Origin of the sequence: Anaerocolumna sp. MB42-C2, assembly GCF_030913705.1 — a bacterium.
GTDB lineage: Bacteria > Bacillota > Clostridia > Lachnospirales > Lachnospiraceae > Anaerocolumna.
Map to the genome: position 1 here is coordinate 2993122 of NZ_CP133190.1, position 19255 is coordinate 3012376.

The 19255-nt window shown below is 36.8% G+C and carries 24 protein-coding genes; 4 read left to right on the plus strand and 20 right to left on the minus strand.

Annotated elements, in window-relative coordinates:
* The first annotated feature begins 458 nt into the window (after positions 1 to 458).
* The 3 genes from RBU59_RS13180 to RBU59_RS13190 all read left to right on the plus strand — a co-directional run bounded on the left by RBU59_RS13180 (position 459) and on the right by RBU59_RS13190 (position 2774).
* Positions 459 to 1376 carry a ketopantoate reductase family protein gene (locus RBU59_RS13180; protein WP_308148320.1) on the plus strand — a complete coding sequence of 306 codons (918 nt, stop codon included), beginning with the start codon at positions 459 to 461 and terminating at the stop codon, positions 1374 to 1376.
* A 12-nt stretch (positions 1377 to 1388) separates the two neighbouring features.
* Positions 1389 to 1961: a TetR/AcrR family transcriptional regulator gene (locus RBU59_RS13185; RefSeq protein ID WP_308148321.1), complete on the plus strand. Its 573-nt coding sequence runs from the start codon at positions 1389 to 1391 to the stop codon at positions 1959 to 1961.
* Between the two features lie 117 nt (positions 1962 to 2078).
* Entirely contained in the window at positions 2079 to 2774 is a 696-nt protein-coding gene (locus tag RBU59_RS13190) for a transglutaminase-like domain-containing protein (protein ID WP_308148322.1), read from the plus strand.
* A 196-nt stretch (positions 2775 to 2970) separates the two neighbouring features.
* On the opposite strand, the gene RBU59_RS13195 is transcribed toward RBU59_RS13190, so the two are convergent.
* From RBU59_RS13195 to pdxR, 9 genes are all read right to left on the minus strand, one after another.
* Positions 2971 to 3582, minus strand: coding sequence for a methyltransferase domain-containing protein (locus tag RBU59_RS13195; RefSeq protein ID WP_308148323.1), 612 nt, complete (start codon positions 3580 to 3582; stop codon positions 2971 to 2973).
* Between the two features lie 431 nt (positions 3583 to 4013).
* Positions 4014 to 5393 (minus strand): sensor histidine kinase, encoded by a 1380-nt coding sequence (locus RBU59_RS13200; protein ID WP_308148324.1) that lies wholly within the window; start codon positions 5391 to 5393, stop codon positions 4014 to 4016.
* Positions 5369 to 6043, minus strand: coding sequence for a response regulator transcription factor (locus RBU59_RS13205; protein WP_308148325.1), 675 nt, complete (start codon positions 6041 to 6043; stop codon positions 5369 to 5371). Before RBU59_RS13205 ends, RBU59_RS13200 begins: the two co-directional genes overlap by 25 nt.
* Positions 6044 to 6115: 72 nt before the next feature.
* On the minus strand, positions 6116 to 6847 hold the full coding sequence (locus RBU59_RS13210) for a lantibiotic immunity ABC transporter MutG family permease subunit (protein ID WP_308148326.1): 732 nt from the start codon (positions 6845 to 6847) through the stop codon (positions 6116 to 6118).
* Positions 6847 to 7605, minus strand: coding sequence for a lantibiotic immunity ABC transporter MutE/EpiE family permease subunit (locus RBU59_RS13215; protein WP_308148327.1), 759 nt, complete (start codon positions 7603 to 7605; stop codon positions 6847 to 6849). The genes RBU59_RS13210 and RBU59_RS13215 overlap by 1 nt, the downstream gene beginning before the upstream one ends.
* A complete protein-coding gene (locus RBU59_RS13220) occupies positions 7599 to 8306 on the minus strand; it encodes a lantibiotic protection ABC transporter ATP-binding subunit (protein ID WP_308148328.1) in 708 nt (235 codons plus the stop codon). The genes RBU59_RS13215 and RBU59_RS13220 overlap by 7 nt, the downstream gene beginning before the upstream one ends.
* 476 nt (positions 8307 to 8782) lie before the next feature.
* Positions 8783 to 9610, minus strand: coding sequence for a helix-turn-helix domain-containing protein (locus tag RBU59_RS13225; RefSeq protein ID WP_308148329.1), 828 nt, complete (start codon positions 9608 to 9610; stop codon positions 8783 to 8785).
* 420 nt (positions 9611 to 10030) lie between these two features.
* A complete protein-coding gene (locus RBU59_RS13230) occupies positions 10031 to 10348 on the minus strand; it encodes a TIGR04076 family protein (RefSeq protein ID WP_308148330.1) in 318 nt (105 codons plus the stop codon).
* Between the two features lie 82 nt (positions 10349 to 10430).
* Positions 10431 to 11858 (minus strand): MocR-like pyridoxine biosynthesis transcription factor PdxR, encoded by a 1428-nt coding sequence (pdxR, locus tag RBU59_RS13235; protein ID WP_308148331.1) that lies wholly within the window; start codon positions 11856 to 11858, stop codon positions 10431 to 10433.
* Positions 11859 to 11974: 116 nt separating this feature from the next.
* Here pdxR and RBU59_RS13240 point away from each other — a divergent pair, with 116 nt between their 5' ends.
* Positions 11975 to 12589, plus strand: a complete 615-nt coding sequence (locus RBU59_RS13240) for a LysE family translocator (protein ID WP_308148332.1) — start codon at positions 11975 to 11977, stop codon at positions 12587 to 12589.
* 71 nt (positions 12590 to 12660) lie between these two features.
* Here the strand turns inward: RBU59_RS13240 and RBU59_RS13245 are convergent, their stop codons facing one another.
* The 11 genes from RBU59_RS13245 to RBU59_RS13295 form a co-directional block, all read right to left on the minus strand.
* Positions 12661 to 12981: a MazG-like protein gene (locus tag RBU59_RS13245; protein WP_308148333.1), complete on the minus strand. Its 321-nt coding sequence runs from the start codon at positions 12979 to 12981 to the stop codon at positions 12661 to 12663.
* A 312-nt stretch (positions 12982 to 13293) separates the two neighbouring features.
* Entirely contained in the window at positions 13294 to 13545 is a 252-nt protein-coding gene (locus tag RBU59_RS13250; protein ID WP_308148334.1) for a TIGR04076 family protein, read from the minus strand.
* A gap of 172 nt (positions 13546 to 13717) precedes the next feature.
* Entirely contained in the window at positions 13718 to 14194 is a 477-nt protein-coding gene (locus RBU59_RS13255; protein WP_308148335.1) for a pyridoxamine 5'-phosphate oxidase family protein, read from the minus strand.
* 78 nt (positions 14195 to 14272) lie between these two features.
* Positions 14273 to 14896 carry a DUF6273 domain-containing protein gene (locus tag RBU59_RS13260; RefSeq protein WP_308148336.1) on the minus strand — a complete coding sequence of 208 codons (624 nt, stop codon included), beginning with the start codon at positions 14894 to 14896 and terminating at the stop codon, positions 14273 to 14275.
* 67 nt (positions 14897 to 14963) lie between these two features.
* Complete coding sequence (locus tag RBU59_RS13265) at positions 14964 to 15449, minus strand: GNAT family N-acetyltransferase (protein WP_308148337.1); 486 nt, start codon at positions 15447 to 15449, stop codon at positions 14964 to 14966.
* A 486-nt stretch (positions 15450 to 15935) separates the two neighbouring features.
* The gene (locus RBU59_RS13270) at positions 15936 to 16160 is read right to left on the minus strand and encodes a hypothetical protein (protein WP_308148338.1); all 225 of its coding nucleotides are present in this window, start codon (positions 16158 to 16160) and stop codon (positions 15936 to 15938) included.
* Complete coding sequence (locus tag RBU59_RS13275; protein WP_308148339.1) at positions 16144 to 16653, minus strand: GNAT family N-acetyltransferase; 510 nt, start codon at positions 16651 to 16653, stop codon at positions 16144 to 16146. The genes RBU59_RS13270 and RBU59_RS13275 overlap by 17 nt, the downstream gene beginning before the upstream one ends.
* A gap of 251 nt (positions 16654 to 16904) precedes the next feature.
* Positions 16905 to 17372 (minus strand): GyrI-like domain-containing protein, encoded by a 468-nt coding sequence (locus RBU59_RS13280; protein WP_308148340.1) that lies wholly within the window; start codon positions 17370 to 17372, stop codon positions 16905 to 16907.
* Positions 17369 to 17644, minus strand: coding sequence for a DUF3781 domain-containing protein (locus RBU59_RS13285; RefSeq protein ID WP_330698554.1), 276 nt, complete (start codon positions 17642 to 17644; stop codon positions 17369 to 17371). Before RBU59_RS13285 ends, RBU59_RS13280 begins: the two co-directional genes overlap by 4 nt.
* A 202-nt stretch (positions 17645 to 17846) precedes the next feature.
* Entirely contained in the window at positions 17847 to 18632 is a 786-nt protein-coding gene (locus RBU59_RS13290; protein ID WP_308148342.1) for an alpha/beta fold hydrolase, read from the minus strand.
* A gap of 312 nt (positions 18633 to 18944) precedes the next feature.
* Positions 18945 to 19247, minus strand: coding sequence for a hypothetical protein (locus RBU59_RS13295; RefSeq protein ID WP_308148343.1), 303 nt, complete (start codon positions 19245 to 19247; stop codon positions 18945 to 18947).
* Between the last annotated feature and the right edge of the window lie 8 nt (positions 19248 to 19255).

The window sequence follows — 19255 nt, forward strand, 5'->3', positions numbered from 1 at the left end:
AAAGAATATTAGCCCATGCTGTATATACTACAGAATACTAAATAAAATTAATACCTTTACTATATCATACTACTCCGATTAGCACTACCTTTTTATTCCATTAATGATTACAAACATAAAATTCCCCTACAGTTATGATTGCACTTTTTCATTTATAAGCTAATACTACGGATTTTTATAATCTCTTATTGACTATTTGTCAATAAGAGATTATAATCATGTTCGTAAAGACAAAGTAATGTAAAAAAAGAAAAATGGAGGCATGCAAGAATGATAAAGAATAGTAGAGGTTATCCATTCACGTTAATGCATAGTAAACCATCTTTCGGTGGCTTCAAAAATTGAATATGTATACAAAGTTAAGATTGATTGCTCAAATCCACACTTGTTTGCGCTTTTATAGACAAACTTTTCACTATGTTTTGTGCCTTGAGCAGGCGAAAGGAAGGGATATCATTATGAAAATACTTGTTTATGGTGCAGGAGTATTAGGATGTAATTTAGCGCATTTACTCTATAAATCCCAAAAGAATGTGACGCTTCTTGCAAGAGGAAGCTGGTATGAGGATATAAAACAAAATGGTGTGACCATCAGACATAAATTTAGGATCAGAAATACAAATGATAAAATACCAGTAATTAATTCTTTGACAGATCAGGATATCTATGACGTGATCTTTGTTGCCTTGCAATATACACAACTGGATAGTATTATTTCAATTTTGAACCAGAACTTAAGTAAAAACATTGTATTTATAGGAAACAATATCAATGCAAAAGGGTATATAGATCTATTGAAAGAGAAAAATGTATTGTTTGGATTCTTTAGCGCAGGTGGGAAAAGGAACAAAAAGTACGTTGATTCTTTTTATTTAAATGAAATGACGATTGGAAGGACAGACAATTCTCATGAAAGTGATGAATGGATAAAGAGCATTTTTCAGGGGACAAAGATGAGACTTACCATTCAAAACAAAATGGATGATTGGCTGAAAAGTCATGTGGCATTTATTCTTCCGTTTGTTTATACAGCATATTATACAGAGTATAATTATAGGAAAATCAAGAATAATAAGACTATTTTGTATGAAATTATAGATTCAGTAAGGGAATATTATGATGCATTAATACAACTTGGTTATGAGGTGTTGTCAAAGAGTGACTACCAATTTGTTACCTCGAAAAAAATTAAGTGTTATATGTTTTTAAAATTATGTTGTTATACGGCACTGGGAGACTTATGTGTATGCGATCATGCAAAAAATGGTAAGAATGAGATGATAAAATTAAATAGTGAATTCCGGGAATTGATATCGAATAAAATGGTAGAAACACCCCATGCAGATTTCCTTGAAAAATACATACCCTATAAATAGTCAGGAGAATCTATGACCAAACGCATAAATGATACAAAAAAAAGAGAAGAGCAAATAGTACAGGCGGCTCAAAAAATATTTTTAAAAAAAGGATACTCTGGAACGACGATTGATGATATTGCGGCAGAAGTAGGAGTGGTAAGGGGGACAATTCTTCACTATTATAATAGTAAGGAAAAATTAATAGAAGCAGTTCTGAACAATGATGATGATCCTTTTGTACCATCCCTTACGAAGCTCATAGAAAATCAGAATATCTCTGTAAATGAACGACTATGCAAAGTTATGGAACTATGTTCAGAGCAATTTTCAAATGTCAAACCGCAATTGATAAGTTACCAGAGAGATTATGAGAAATTTCGGTTTCTTCTTGATCAGATTAGAATTCAGACGTTTTATCAACTGTGTGAACCTCTTAAAAAGCTGTTAGATAATGGTTGTAAAGAAGGTATTTTTAGTATCCATGATACCAAAGCCAGAGCAAATAGCATTGTGTTTGCAATATTTGGAATTACCGGTGCTGACATTTCACCGGAAGCACTCCTTGAAGAATTACAAATTATATTTGACAAATTTACTAAATAATATAATGTAAGCATGCCTGACTGAAAACTGCTAAAATAAAGATGTGTCCAATTTGTTTTTACCTGTTCTTACAATAGTAGCTCAAGCTTAGACAAATAAAAAAGAGGAGATTACAGCATGAATAAATACTTGCAAGAAACTAAAATGTTAAATTTCAGTAATAAAACAATACAAAGTTTAATCGAGAAAAATCAATGGGTCAATGACGACGAATTCCAAAAAATTAAAAACATTTATGATTTTGTTCGAAATGATATCGCATTTGGATATAGCATAGATGATACGATTCCCGCCTCTATGGTGTTAAAAGACGGTTATGGGCAGTGCAACACAAAAGGAACGTTATTTATGGCACTTTTGAGGGCAGTTGGTATACCCTGCCGAATTCATGGTTTTACGATTGACAAAAAATTGCAAAAGGGTGCTATGACTGGGTTAATCTATAAGCTTGCTCCACAAAGTATCATTCACAGTTGGGTCGAAATACAATATAATGGGAATTGGTATAACCTGGAGGGCTTCATTCTAGATAACGAGTATTTGAAAAAGCTTCAAAAAAAGTTTCCTAATACTCAAAGCAGTTTCTGCGGATATGGTGTCGCTACCGATAACTTTCACAATCCACAGGTAGAGTGGAATGTCAATGATACTTACATTCAAAAAGAAGGTATCAACTGTGATTTCGGGATATTCTATTCGCCGGATGAATTCTTTGAGAAATATCAGCAGCGGTTGTCGCCACTCAAAATATGGTTTTATCGGAATATCGGTCGTAAACTTATGAATCGCAACGTAAAAAAAATTCGTGCTTAGTTTCCGGTTATGTGTACAATTCAAGAAATATTATATTTATTATGTTGGCAGCTTTTTTGACGAGACTTGCCAGCTACGCTCTTCACCGCACCCCCTGAACGTCTTATTACGATTAAGTATATACTTTATCGTAAGGAAAAGCCTCTATGTCATAACCCTATATATGGATAATTTTTAAGTTGTTGTTCTATCATGGTCATTTCATTCGTTGGGCAACAATTTTATTTGATGCATGTAGATGTATTGGAACACCAGGGTGTTCCTCTTCAAATACATAAGATTCAAATTTAATAATATTCCAATCATGATACAATTCCTTTATTTCTTCCTCAGAAGCCAGACCAACGGCAAATGGTGCAATATCAGGTGAAGCCGGAACTTTATCGGTAAATAGCTGCATTATATGAAAACCGCCAATTGCGGTATTTTCTTTTGCTTTTACTATAAATTTATGCCAATTATCCTTGTTAACAAAATGTAGTGTCCCGAACGAATAAATTAAATCATATGTTTTCTTAAAGTCAAAGAAACACAAATCATCTACCCAAGCATTTATATTGATATCCTCTTTATGAGCCAATATCTGCAATTTATTAATTGCGTTTTGCGACAAATCAAATGCATCGATATGAATAAATCCTCGTTTCGCAAGATATAAAGAATTCTTTCCGTCACCACAGCCAACATCAAGAATATTACCCGATTTATTAATAAGATTTTCAAATTCCATTATAGTATTATTAGGTTCCGAACCAAAAGTAAAAATATCATCCACCTTGTATGTTTCTTCCCAAAACGGTATCTTCATTATCGTCCTCTCCATATTCATATAAATCCTGATTGCCACTTTGTTACGAAAGTATTATATCTTGTTATTGCTGCCTACCGTGAATCACTGTCCCTATTATAACACCATAATAAGATTATCTCTACCTTTTTATTCCATTTATACCTGTAATAATATTAAGATTGTTACTGTTCAGACCATTGCAAATGCAGCACCGGTCTGAACAATAACACGCTTCCCGATGCACACAAAACGCAAGAGCAGCATTTTGGCGCTACAATTCTCCGGTTTTTTGTGAAATGCACTCACAAAAAACACGTCGCGTATATAGGCTGTGAACAGTAACTTAAGATTCGCCCGACAAATCCCTAATTTAATTTGATAAATGAGGACGGGCATAGGTTCATACAAAATAGTTTTTGAGGATTTTGTCGGGCAAATCATTTTTAGTTTCATTCATTATCCGGGCAGCTTTGGTGCTCCGGATAACCACCGGCAGCATAGAAGAATCTGATTGTAACCACACCGCCAGAATCGCGGTTGCTAAGCTCTAATTGTCCTGCATGGGTTTTTGCGATCTGTGCTGCAAACCAGAGTCCAAGGCCATTGTGTCCATTGGTGCCGCGCGCCGCATCACCACGCCATAGATACTCTGTCGCATGGCGTAATGCCGCTTTGCTAAACCCGGGGCCCTCATCACATACCGTGATTTGCCAGCCGCCATCTACCATGCTGCCTACCAAATACACATTTCCGCCCGCCGGTGTATGCTCGATGGCATTCTGCACCACATTACATAGGGCACGTTGTAAATGATCTTTCTGAACGCTCACAGCACCCTCCAGTCCGTTCTTAATATGCAGGCAAACCCTCTTGGCTTCTGCAATGGTCTTTGTGCTCTGGTAAAGCTCATCAAACATGGCTGACAGACTGGTTTGTTCGAATGCCTCATCCCCACCGGCGGAGGTTTCCAGCAGGCAGGCAACATACTGCTTGGCCCGGTCGTTGCTTGCCATAATTGTTTCCACCATTTTGCGGCTGCTCTCAGGCAGTTCTTCCTCCAGCAGAAGTTCGGCATTGCCTCCCACCAGGGTGAGCGGGGTCTTTAAATCATGCGCGAGTGCTGCTATTTCCGCCTCACGTTCTTGTTGTACCGCCCACTGGGAGGACAGGGAACTGTATAATGCCTCCCGCATATGCTCCATTGCACCAAGGACCTGGTCATACTCCCGTATACCCGCGTGTGGAATTGTGAAATCCAGCTCCTGTGCGCCTACCCTCTCGCTCACCTCACCAAACAGCTTTAGCTTAGCGGCGAGGCGCCGACGGAGCCACAGGGTATTAAACAGCAGACAAAGCACCAAAGCCGCACCAAGTGTAGCCAGCCATAGATATTCAAAAGGGGGCAGCATGCGGCGCAGCACAGGATTGGTAAACTCTGCCCTGTATTGCCAGTGAAAGATTGCGGTGCTTCCATCCGCGTAAGTATGCCGCGAAACATCTATGCTGTAGACGTCCTCCTGTAGAAACCCGGCAAGGACTTTTAGCTTCTTTCCCTCTACGTTGCTTTCCAACACTTCGCCATTCTGGTCAAACAAAGCGTACTCGGCCAGAAAATCGTCACCAGGAGTAACAAAGGTTTTTGGCTCTCCGGCCAGCATTTGTTCCACCTGTTGGTTGGGGACGGCTCCCCGGTAAGCAACACCGGTGTTTTGAAGCCGCACCAGGACAGAAGACCATACCATGCAGCATAACAGCATACAGCCGGACATAACTATGGCAAAGCGTAACAGCACAAAAGAAAGACTTACAGAGTTTTGTCTTTTCGCCATTTGTATCCCACCCCCCAAACGGTTTCTATAGGGCTGAGACCGTCGGATTTTAACTTGGCGCGGATATTTTTGATGTGCTCCGCAATGACCGATGAATCGCCCTCGGCGTCAAAGCCGAAAACCGCTTCGTATAATTGTTCTTTCGTAAACACCTGTCCCGCATGCAGGGCCAGGTGCTCACAGATCTCGTATTCACCCTTCGTAAAGGGCAGTGTGTGTTCGCCGGCAACTACCTCTTTTGCCTGCATATCAAATCGCACGCCGCCTCGGCTTAAGGTGCGGGCCGGCTGGCGCACCTCTCTACGCAGATGGGCATTTACCCGTGCACGAAGCTCTGCAACACTGAATGGTTTCTTTATATAATCATCGGCACCCAGACCAAACCCCTGTACAAGTGCCGCGTCTTCCGCCCTGGCGGTTAAGAACAGAATAGGGCAATCCACCTCTGCACGGATACGCCTGCAAAGGGAAAAGCCATCCTCGCCGGGCATCATCACATCGAGCAGAAGAAGATCGTACATCCGGCACCGTGCAGGCGTCACTTTAGCTGCGTCTGCTTCCGTGTCTACCTGGTGGCCGTCCTTTCTCAGGGCCGTGCGCACCAGGGTCAGCATATCAAAATCATCATCCACCACTAACACTTTCGGCATAGTCAATCCTCCTTGTTTTTCCAAAGGAAAAATGCGACTGCTCATCAGGAGCAGAGGATTTTCCTCCTTGTTTTACTCTTGTATGGCTTTCCCCTCCCATCTGTTAAACCATAGGATTGATAAAACCAAAACAATCGAAGTAATCATAATCAAAGAAATAATTCCGGGAATAATAGGTGTATTTGAAAAGTGATAATAATTCTCCAAAAACCGGACTCCCCATTCCCATGGAATGATCGGCCAGATTTTATCACCAATTGCATTTTCGTAGTAACCTGCTAATATTGTACCGGCTATCCCTAACAAAACCGAAATACCTGAGCCAAACCGAAAAGCAATCGGTATGTGTAATAAATATAAAAATAAGTTGTTAACTAAAAATATAACAAATAGAACAAGATATGTACCAAAACATGTTATGCTCATATCCAGAAACAAATTGACTCCAACATAGAAACACAGTTCATATAATATCATACTTATAGCTGAAAGGAACAGCAAAAAAAACAATTTTCCCAGATATACGCTTCTTCGTGACTCCACTAAACCCAGCGCATTTTGGATACCGTTTATATTCTTGTCCAAATGAATTAAAATTGGCACAACAATACTAACAAAAATAGGATAACATATTTGTAATATAACAAAAAACCACCGCACATCAGAAATAATATGGTATCCTCCGTTAGCGTAATAAACTAAAAATAAAGTTGTGACCACTATGGGCGGTAACAAATGCAATAAAATAATCGGAGTACGTTTGATTTTGGTAAAGTTAGAAAGAAACTCCCTTATAATAGTCATCAGCGATACACCTGCCTTTTGTACCACCGCGAAAACAAAACTAAAAGAACTAACATCGTAAGCAAGGATACCAAGCTCAGCAACAAACTTTCTCCTAAACTTAAAATCAATCTTGAATTTGCTTCGGCCAATAATCCGTTTGGCAGAACTCCAAATAATGTAACCATAAACCTCCCTGGCCAGCTATATGGGAAGAACCAGAATAAAGGTGTCAAAGAAAAAAACAAAATACCTATGGCACTGGCAAATAAATTTATAATCACAGACCCAACAAATCCTATCTTTTGATCTAAAAACAAACAGAAAGGAATCTGCCATAAGAAAGAGAACCACAATAAGCAGTATCCAAAAATATAATATCCGGAATGACCAATTGCACCTGAAACACCTGACGATATACATTCCGTGATAACAGTGATAAACGAAAGCAATAATGATATGATCAAAAGATTAAGTGCAGTCAAAATTATTTTTGAAATAAATGTCTTCTTCAGGTCGATAGGCAAACTATAAAGAGTCCGGTATTTATGTTTTTGATCCTTATTATTAACTAAATGACATAAAAGCACAATGGTCAAAGAAGCAATAGGCATACTCCAATTACACACGATAGAGCTTGAAAAACCGCCTAAACCAATACCAATATATAAAAATATCATAGCTATTAAAATTAAAACTAATGGAATAACTATAATGAGTTTTCTAAATAGGGAGCGCTTATATTTCAAGTTTTCTGCTTTAAGATATGTTATTAGCATCCGGATGCACGCTCCTTTCTGATGATATCCATAAACAATTGTTCCAGATTTTCATTTGCATCAATTTTATCTTGATACAGGAGCGATCCATTGTATAAGATTCCTATGTCATCGGCAACTTGTTGTACTTCGCTTAAAATATGGCTTGATATAATTATAGAAATTCCAGACTTTACAAAGATTGCAATCATTTTCCTCAATTCTTCAATACCAAAAGGGTCTAACCCGTTTGTAGGTTCATCTAAGACTAATAATTCAGGGTTATTTAGCAGTGCTAAGGCTATCCCTAATCTCTGTTTCATTCCCAACGAAAATTCGGATGTCTTTTTGTCTCTAACATACATTAAGTCCATTTTTCGTAAAACTTCATTACATCTATTTGCCCCAATCCCCATAAGCGTCGCTCTCACTTTTAAATTTTCAAATGCAGTTAAATTCTCATATAGTGGAGGTGATTCAATTAATGAACCAATATTTAATAAATCTTTCCTGGTCCAAGGATGATTGTTAAATACTATTTCACCTGAAGTTGGTCTGATAATTCCTGTAATCATTTTTAATAATGTTGATTTGCCGGCACCATTAGGTCCTAATAAACCGTACACAGAATTTTTTCTTACAGACAAAGATAAATCTTTTATTGCATATTCCTTTTTAAATTTTTTAGAAACATCATTGGTTTTTATTATGTACTCATTCATAACTTTCTCCACTTCACCTACAGCAGCCGGTTTGTACAGTGTCCTTTCCATAAGGCTGTACCTCCTTTTAATTTGTTACTGCTATGGTAACAGCAATTTTTAAAGATTTTATAAAGAAGCGGATACTTACTCAAAAATTTATCCATCGTGAGGTCACATCCAATCCTCGCTTGCCTCTTTCAAAGTTATAAAGCTCATAATATTCCTCCAATATTCCCATTATAATTCGCATATTTTATGAGTACAAGTGGGGCTGTGTACACATTTCGCGGGACAGCCCCATTGACGTTACTGTTCACTCCCCTGCAAAAGCAGCAATTCCGTGAGTAATAACACGCTTCGCGATGCACACAAAACGCAGATGCAGCGTTTTGGCACTGCAATTCTCCGGTTTTTTGTGATAACGCATTCACAAAAAACACGTCGCGTTTGTTACCTGTGAACAGTAACCCATTGACCACATACTAATTCATTCCTTATTCATTAATTAAATAATCCCATCCTGCAATAATATCATTATTTACAGCCCTTACAATATCGTCCTTAGTGATTATTGAGTAAACTTTTGCACCGTATTTTTCCTCGATTCTTTGTGCCCCCGTTATGATATCGTTTTCCTTGGTAGTCATAAAATCCGTGATTACTATTATTGCTGTTATCTTAATCTCTGCATATTCTTTTAAACGTTCGATTCTCTCTATTAAGGTACTGCCGGAAAAAATCAAATCGTCAATAATAACTAACCGTTCGCCGTCTTTTAGCGTATGACCGCATATAATACGGCCTTTGCTGTCCGGAATCTGCCTGTCGTAACAATAATTAACCGTTATTCCATACTTCTCAAATAACGCAGCACTGGCAGCCCCTGAAAATGCGATTCCATGATAGGCCAATCCAAGCAAAGTATCAAATTCAATATTATTTTCACGAATACAATCGGCAAAAAAACTTCCTATCTTGGAAATCTGTGCATTCGTGTCAAATCTCTCCGTATCTATGGAAAACTTGGGAGTTTTTTCTAATTCATAATGAGTCGGTTCGAGCTTTAAAGCCCCATTGTTAACCATAAACTGGATAAAACGTTCTTTATATGTCATTGCATTTAATTTGTAACCAAATAATTCGTCAATTGTTACTCCGAAATAATTAGCAATAACCGGTATCATAGCTATATCCGGCTGTGACATTCCATTTTCCCACTTACTTACCGCCTGGAACGATATATGTAATATCTCTGCCAGGTTTTCCTGCGTAACATTTTTTTGTTTTCTCAAATACCTGATCTTATCACCAATTGAAACCATCTGTATTTCCTCCTTATGCTAATTGTAAAGAGCTCTTTTACAATTTCATTATATCACTGCTGTGTAAGAGCTCAATAACATAACCGTTTAGTTTTTTTCAACCGGATATAGAATAGTGGTAGTGTGAATAGTCTCGCCAAGTACATGCGAGCCATTAAAAGAATAGCATAAGGCGCTATTCTTCAGAATTTATACCGGGAGGACATGGGCATTAGTGTGAATAGTATCTCCGTTATATCCACGCTCCATATTTCTTATATTTTATGCCCATTTATTAGGGACTCTTAATTATATAGGAATCCTAATAAAGGGATATTGTTAATTTAACAATATCCCTGAGTTTGTTAATTATGCTGTTATTTATTTCGAAACCCACGTCCAGTTTCTATCCGGCTGAGGAAATATCTTGTGTTTTCAAGGTTATAGTTCTTCCTCAACTGCTGCTAATTTGAATATAACCGGACGGATGCCATCAGTACAGCAAAGAATCTGCATTCCATTCTGATTATTCCAAGGGGAATAGGTAGCTCCGGCTGAAAGGGCATTTACACCTCGGTAAATATCAATCCAAGCCCATGGGCATAAGTCTTTTGGCATTTCAGCACCACCCTCATATAGAAATTCATCACCAACATTCATAAGCGGACAAGGGCCGACTTCTCTGCCCTCAGTCAAATAACTGTCAGCAAATTCAGGATAGAATTCTTTTCTGATAACAACTATTTTTACCTTTTTCATCTTATTTCTCCTCTTTTTGATAATTCATTAATTGCTATACATAAGTTATTTTGTTTTGATAAACTGCGAATCCTATATTAGATTAAACTAATCCATATCTATCTGTATTGCTTTTACCATACACCAGCTCTGCAAGCAGCTCTATACCGGCTTCCATTTTCTCAAGTGGTGTATTTCCGTACCCGAAGATAAGCATATTGTCATACTCTGCATTGATTGAAGATGGTAGTAAGTGCTTATCGATTGAATCGATTTCTATCCCTGCCTGATGTATTTGGCAGAGCAAATTCAAGTCAAATTTAACGTTAGAAAATGAACAGACAAAATGCAGTCCGGCAGCGGCTCCGATAATGGAAACCTGATCTCCGAAGCTTTGTTTCAGACAACGAATCAGGTGGTTACGTTTTTTGTGATAAATTTTCTGCATCTTACGTATATGCAGTTCAAACGAACCGCTTTCAATAAACTGTGCAAGCGTTAATTGCTCTAATACAGGCGAATGAATATCGGACACAAACTTTGCCTCGCGCATCCTCTCGCACAATTCGTCAGGCAATACCATATAACCGATACGAAAGGCGGGCATTAGTGTTTTGGAAAATGTACCGACGTAGATAACTCTGTCCGGTGCCAGATATTGCATGGACTCAATCGGATTGCCGTCATAACGAAATTCACTGTCATAATCATCTTCAACTATATATATATGATTGCGTTTGGCATACTGAATCAGTTCGATTCTTCTTGAAGCAGTCAAAATAGATCCCATCGGAAACTGGTGACTAGGCGTGGTGAATATAAGCTTCGGCGGCTCGGCCGGAAGTTCTGCCGTGACCATTCCTTCCTTATCCTGCCGGACTTTCCGCATAGTTACTCCATTGCTCTCAAGAGTATGAAGAAGACCATAACTTAGTGGGTTTTCCACCAGAGCATATTCGTTCTGAGAAATAAGCTGACACAGCAGATTAAAGGATTGCGCCGCACCATTTGTAACAAGGATATTCTCAGGGGCTATATTCGTCCCTCTTGCACGATTCAAATACTGAGCCAAGATTACTCTGAGAGAATCATTCCCAAAGGTATTCTGATAATCCATTTGATTCGGTTCTAAATCAAGTGCAATTTTATGATAAAGCTGAGCCCATTTTTTCATCGGAATAAGTGCCAGATCCGGTATACCCGTACGAAAAGAAATTAACACTGCTGGTTTAGCCGGTCCTGCAGGCTTTTGCGGTATACAGGTTTTATGCTCTGAGCCGGACAGAACAACCCCCTCGCTGATATAAGTCCCGGAACCTTTTTTAGGATAAACGTAACCTTCTGCTATCAGCTGTTCGTAACCCTCTATCACAACGTTCCGTGCCACATGCAACTCACGGGACAACTCCCGAGAGGAGGGAAGTTTCGTGCCCGCAGCAATTTTCCCACTTAATATACTTTCTTTGACCGAGCGATAAATTTGCCGTGATAACGACAGCTTATCTTCTCTGTTGAGATTAATATGTATCATTACCTCTCCTCCATTCAAAGTGGTTCTATCATTATTTTATATAACTGGAGCTTATCAGAACCATTCGTATGCGATATATTTTAGCATATAAAATTTTCACACACAAGGAGACCTATATGAATACATTATCGTTTTTTATCTCTTCACTTATTATTGTTTTAATACCCGGTACAGGAGTTATTTACACAATTTCAACCGGTATTACAAAAGGAAAAAAGGCCAGCATATTTGCTGCCCTCGGCTGTACTGCTGGAATCATACCTCATTTATGCCTGAGCATAACCCTATCCTCCTTAATACTCCAGATGAGCAGCCGGGTATATAATATAGTGAAAATTGCGGGAGCGCTTTACCTATTGTATCTCGGCATTGGAATGATAGTATCAAAGTCAAAATTAAATTTAAAAAATTCACAAGGTGATTTAAAAGCCCTAGCAAATGTACGGCAAGGCATTTTGATTAATCTTCTGAATCCAAAGCTCACAATTTTTTTCTTTTCCTTTTTGCCACAATATATCAGTTCCAGTAATAAAAACTATATTTCACAATGTCTTATGCTTGGTCTATCCTTTATGTTATTGACTCTTATTGTTTTTATCGGCTATGGGATTCTGGCAGGCAGTGTAAAAAAACTCATTGAAAAGTCACCGTATATAACCAATATCCTGCAAAAGTGCTTTGGATTGATCTTTGTTTTTTTTGCAATTCAACTGGGATTTTCTTTAAATTGAAAAGATCTGTTATGCAAGTCCAACAATATAGCTTTCAGCTGCCTTGAGATAATTCGGGGAATAGGGAGGGCCTACAACTGTTTCTCAAGCTTCGTTAAAAATTCATCCAATGATTTATTAATATCAATATCCATGCGCTCTCCCAAAATAACCAACCACCATATACATTCGCTTATCTTATGCTCCAATTCAGATATCGTATCGTTACCTTTTGGCCAACGCCCTTGCTGGGACATTGTTAAACGGCCAACCAGTCCGGCATCCGTTAGAAAAGCAAGGGCATCTTCTTCAACCGACCACTTTTTTCCGTGGTGCTGCTCTTCCAATTTATGATAACTTTTTCTTATAGCAATGGAACGTTCAATTATCTTGCTAAAATCCATATTATTCATATTTTTAAGTCTCCTGTGAATTATAAATTGATAAAATTAACCTAAAAGACAATTCCCATATAACCATTGGCAATTGTCTTTTATTTATTATTTTGTACACCTTTTTACTAATCTAGTAATCACTAGTATAACATTTATAATACGACAACATTATGTCATATTATAAGTAATTACTGCCCTTATCGACTTTGAATATTCACAGTCAGTATAATCATCTGCTGAAGAACAACTTATTTCCTTTTCTTTCCGTTACTGTGACTTCAGCCTTCTTAACCTCGTTGCTTACTCATACAATACCTTATCAACTTCTAATTAATCATCTATCCTTTCGCCATGAATACATACTCTTCCGTTATCTGGGCATTTTGTATCAAACTGTGGAGAACGAATGCTTCCATAATCTAAATCTGCTCCATTCTGTATTGCATAAATTAGTGGATACATGCAATTCCACAATTCATGGCATATTGGCGGGCATAAATCTTCTACTATAAATGTGTCACCTTTTTTACAATAACCACATCTGCATTTACTCTCTTTCACAGTTAACTTAACTTTTGGCATTCTATTTCTCCATTCCAGATCAATGATTCATTTCTTCTATAAATATATAAATTTGCATATCTCATCTAAATCCATATTTATGTTTATTTCTTTTGCCAACATGACAATTTCTGACCTATAGTTTTGATTTACCTCGACTACAGGAACGGACATTAATACTATACGAATTGATTTATTTTACCGTATGATTAATAAAATCAACTTCATACTGCCACTCACCGTATTTTCGTTCATTGTCAGTAATAGTACCCTCTGTAAGGGTAATACGCAGAACGATTGAGGTCGGATTATCTTCGTCGCCAACTTCATCGAACCAATCGAAGATATTTTTGAAGTTTTCTCTGATTTTGGTATTCTTCTCGTCTTTAACCCAACCGAGATTTTCGGCCATACCTTGGAACGCATACCAGCCTAACCCACAGACGGATACCTCCGTGTTCTTCTCAATTTGCAGCATTTTATTTTTCTTTGCATCCGTAGATATATAAAATGCGCCGTCTTCATAATAGGCGCAGACCATACGGACAGCGGGACGGGGATCTCCCGATGCGTTAGGAGACAGTGATATTGTCGCTAGGGCAATCACTTCCTCTTTGCCATTTCCGCACCGCTCCTCCATTAGTTTCATTGCGTTTTCGTATTTGCTCATTTTTAATTTTCTCCTTTATGATGATGTCATTTATGTTGTAATAATATCCGAACCACCTAATAAGTACCCCTAGATATATTATTCCAAGCTCAGCCACAGGGCAGGACGAACTCCGCCGCTGTTATCACTTGTTGAAGGGTGAATCGTATTACTGCTATAGTGGAAGGTGCCGTTTCCCTGAATACCTATATTGCCGTCGCCATGGATATATACGGCTCTTTTATTATCACGCCCGGAGGACCGAAGCCACCACCACCATACATACCCATCGAAGGTGGATCTTCGCTTGGTGTTGTTTTCGTCTTTCTTTTGAAACCAGTATCGTTGTTTAGCGCTGCGGTTTTCAAGATTTTTACTGCTGTCACCGAAATATTTGCACACTACTTCTTCAATGCTTAGTAGAAATATGTAATCTCTGGTATCTTCTCCGCCTCTTGAACCATACCACTGATTGTCGTGGTTTTTGTTCCATACCGGAATGATTCTTGACTGATCGGCTGTGGTGAATTTGTTATAAAATTCACCGTTAAGATATTTTCTTAGCGAGCAGTCAGCCCATGTCACATCACCAGCGCAATTATTAAAGGGGTGTTGTTCGATTATGTATTCAGTTATAACTAATGCCGCATTGCCTTGTATATCAAGAATGCGCCAATGATAACCTCCAAATGGCATAACCTCGCCGATATTAAAATTCCTCATTCTCTTTCTCCTCGTATATAAATTTCTATTTGGAAATTTAATGACTGTGCAAACTGAATTTACTTTTTTACAATATCATTTCATAATCCATTAATTTTCCGGCATATTCTTGATTCCATTCATTTTTACGCTTTTGTATAAGTTTAAACCCAACGCTCTCGTAATTCTTTTGTGCAGGCAATAATTGCTCATCTGTAGTAACTACAAGTTTTTTAACATTTTTATTAGTCATTCGTTTAACAGCTTCTTGTAATTGCATTTTCCCAAATTTATTTCCTTTATATTTCGTTGCAATGCAATTATGGCCAATTACTATGTAATCCGGGATATGTCTTGGATCCCAGCATATAAAACCAATTGGAGTATCTTTCAAAGTGGTAACAAATCCACAGTCATCTGCTATATGCAAATTATCATAGAAAAAATCATCCGCTTCTTTCCAGTTTGTTATCCAATCCCTTTCATATCTACTTTCAAACGAATATCCATCTTTTAATAATTCGTATATAGTTCCTCTTTGAAATTCACTGAATTTTCTAAATTCAATATTCATCCCTATTACCTCCACAACTTTATATTTCGCATTTATTATCTAAAAATAATGGGAAGTCGGTATAACTTCTCAATTTGAAATATTGCGTATTACACAATTACTTCGTTTAACGCTTATTAGTGGAGGTAATACTAATAGGTCACCTTAATTAAACACCTACTTCCACCAGTTTTAACGCTTTTCAATAATTCAGCTTCGACAACTCGTTGAATGTGAATTATCCGTTTTAGCCATTTTATAAACTCCTTTTTTAATAACACCATACCATTTATATCTTGACAATAGCATGTCATATTATAAAAATATAAATAATCTTCAAATTGCACTTGTAAACGTCTTCGAACTAATGAGCTCTTAAGTCATTGTTCCATATTGAATCTAAAGGGGCATTCTTGAACGTATACAGTACATAGTAATTTTTTGTATTACTAATCCCCTTGAGTTTTTTCTTTATATTCTTGCAATAATCACCATAGTCATATCCATTTATAAAATCTCAAAATTAAGTACATACTCTCGATCTTCCTGTTCCTCCCCAGATACCATTATCGTAACGTTGTTTGTATTCCAGGTGATGCTGCAATTATCTTCGCGGGCATTGCTTCCGTCATTATCGATGGGAAGCGGGCGCTTTGCAATTCGTTTTGAGCCATCAAATAAATCAAATCTACAATGTGTCGTGCCAAAAGGCCAATCAGGTTCGCCTATCATATATATTGCCAGCGTTTTCTTTCTCAAAAATGAAAGATTTAGTACCATTATCACATATGTTTTCTCTAATAAATGAAAAGCCACATTTTTTAGTGTAAAAGTGATGGTTTCTTTTTGAATAATCGGGAGTTTCAACAGTCCATTTTTTTGCATCAATATATTTTTGTTCTATATCTTTCCACACAATAGTTCCTAAATGATTTTCCTTGTAGTCTGGGGCAATAAATAGTATTTCCAAAGTATATTCATTATTTTCCTTAATTCCAACTGTATAGGCCCCAACAATATTATTTTGGTATATCATTTTATAGCTTTCAAAGCCTTGATGTTCATTAAGTTTTTTAATTAAACTGCCATCATTATATCCTGTAGGACCATCTTCTTTTAATTCAGTGTGCATAGATGTATCATCATTAAATGCGGACATCATTATCCTTGTTAGTATCTCATAATCACCTGGATATATTTTTTGATATTCTATCTTATTATTCATAATAAATTATCCCTTTATTTTCTTATTATAATATTATTGTCATTACATACCCATAGCTAATAGATAGATATAATGGGAAAATCTAATTCCATTTGCAATCTGGTATAACAGCGAATTAAATAACCTTTACAGATTGTACTGGTTAACTTTTATTTGCTACTATAACATATGCATTTTTCTGTACTATTCATAAACACTTAATTAATGTAATAAATAATGGGAAGTTTAAAATACTCTACAAATTGAACTTTTTAAGTTTGGATTGGAATCCAGATTTCAATAATTGAATCCTCTCTATTCCAATGAAAGCGAAAATCATATTTTTCAAAATGTAAGAAATCTTCTTGTAAAGGTACGTAGCTATTGTTCGGTAATATCTCTTGATAAGCTATTTTGTATGTGTCATATATCTTATCAATAGGACCAATATGTTGAACAACCAAATACCTATGTGATTTAACCTCTTTAAGAATAAAGCTCTCTGGAATAACGGCCTTTTTGGGTATTGCACAATAATAACGCAATATTCCATCACGTTTTTCCATAAAAGCATACTTTGTCCAATTTCCTGATTGCGCTAAATATGCTTTCTTCAGGTTCGCATTGAACTGTTTCCAGAATTGCTTGCTGATTTGTATATTCTCCCTTTGATAATTGGTCATCCCTGTATCTTGACCAATAACTGAAAATGCTGGGTGTTCTTGTATACTATATATCATTTCTTCTCCATGTGTGCAGTTATAATAGTAAAACTATATGCGTTAATTGTTATAATGCAGGCATCTACATTTACATACCAGTTCTTTCCTTGTCTAGTGATAGTCGCATTTGTTGATTTTATCTTGGTCTTGCACCAATCAACAACATTATCTGTATCCAAAGAAAGGTTTTTCTTAATTCTTGTAACTCCCATTTCTGTAGTATGGACTTTCTCTATATTTTGAAATAATTCATTATCTGTGTTCAAGTTATTAGCTGTATCCTTATACATTCTTGTCATTTCTGGCTCTCCATCTCCCTTGAACCATACAAAGAAATTTGCTACAAAATTACAACATCTTGTTGACATAGCGATTTAGCAGTTCATCATCAGCACCAACGCTTCCTTGTGCCTTAAGGATATAAAAAAGATGCTGCTTGACTTAAGTGGGGCCTTGGCGGCAGCTTATTCTTCACGGAACCGTAGCTGCCTTTCATTTAGCTGCCTCCTCGTCATCAAAAAAAGCACATGCAAGAGTAAGCCATTCATCCGGAAGATAGAGAGCAAGATAACCGTGGTTATAGCCTTTGGCACTATATATTTTACAATTAGGAACATAGGATTGAAAAAGCTGTGCTGATTTTTTTACACATTTCATCTCCTTTTCACCATACCAATACATCACATGTGCTTTGGTATCTCTCAAACTTTCTTTAAGATGATAATACATGTATGTACGATATATAGAAACCATAGTTTCCTTCGGTTGTAACGGCATCTCCTGAATATAATAATCTTGCATCTCTTTTGGGTAAAGCATTTTTTCAGGAAGCATTTTGGGCATTAGTGCAAGCTGCCTTTTACAAGCTTTCTCACTGAATATAAATTTAAAGGTAAGTTTAAATGTTAAAATGCAAATTCTAGAGATATTAGGTGTGGGATAACATACACTGCCGTCGATAATTGCTTTTTTTACCAAATCGGGTTTTCTGGACAAAAGCTCGATTACAACCTGGCCACCGAGAGAAACGCCGCAAAGTGCAAAAAGTCTTCCATCACAATTCTTGTTAATGTAATCCATAAGTTTATCGGCTGTAGCTTCCGTAGATACATAGGAAATCGCATATTCTTCTCCATGTCCATCCATTGTTGGAAGAATTACATGATACCGGTCAGACAATGCTCTTGCTTGGCGAAGATAGTTCCACCATGCGTTACCTCCACCATGTATCAGCATAATATGTGGATTATTTTTATCTCCAAATTCATGAAATTTCATTTTAGTTATCCTCATCTTTTTGATTAAATGTAGAAATCATAGACAAAATATATAAAATCAGGTATAACTGTTTTTTATATTCTTTTAGTCCATACATAAAGTAATGTTATCCTATTTTAAAAATGGGAAGTTCCACGTTGTGAAAAAATGTGATATAGCTATACTACGCATAAGGCTTATCCTGCGACATTATGGTTTTCTAGCTAGATATATCGTTATTTTATCATAAAGCGTTATTTTGTCAGAATCAAGAATAGCTTATCTTATACCATCGTAAAATTTGAATTACTCGGTTCTTGAAGAGTTATATGGTCAGAGCGTGCACATCAACAGACTTCTAATATCTTTAACGCGTTGCTCTTTTTCAGATGATAATTTCTTTGCAATAATAATATTATCTGAAAAAATCTTAAACTGAATATCCTTATTTTCTTCTATCTGAATATCTTTTGTTAATTGCATAGAAAAAGTGTATAAATTATGTAACTTATTCATTGCTAATTCTTGTTGTTCTTTAGCCTTTATACGATTTATTATCCCTAACAAATCTAAATAGGCCACTATGTAATTTTCCGATCTTCTATCATAGGCATCTGCATTCTGATTTACAAACATTATTAATC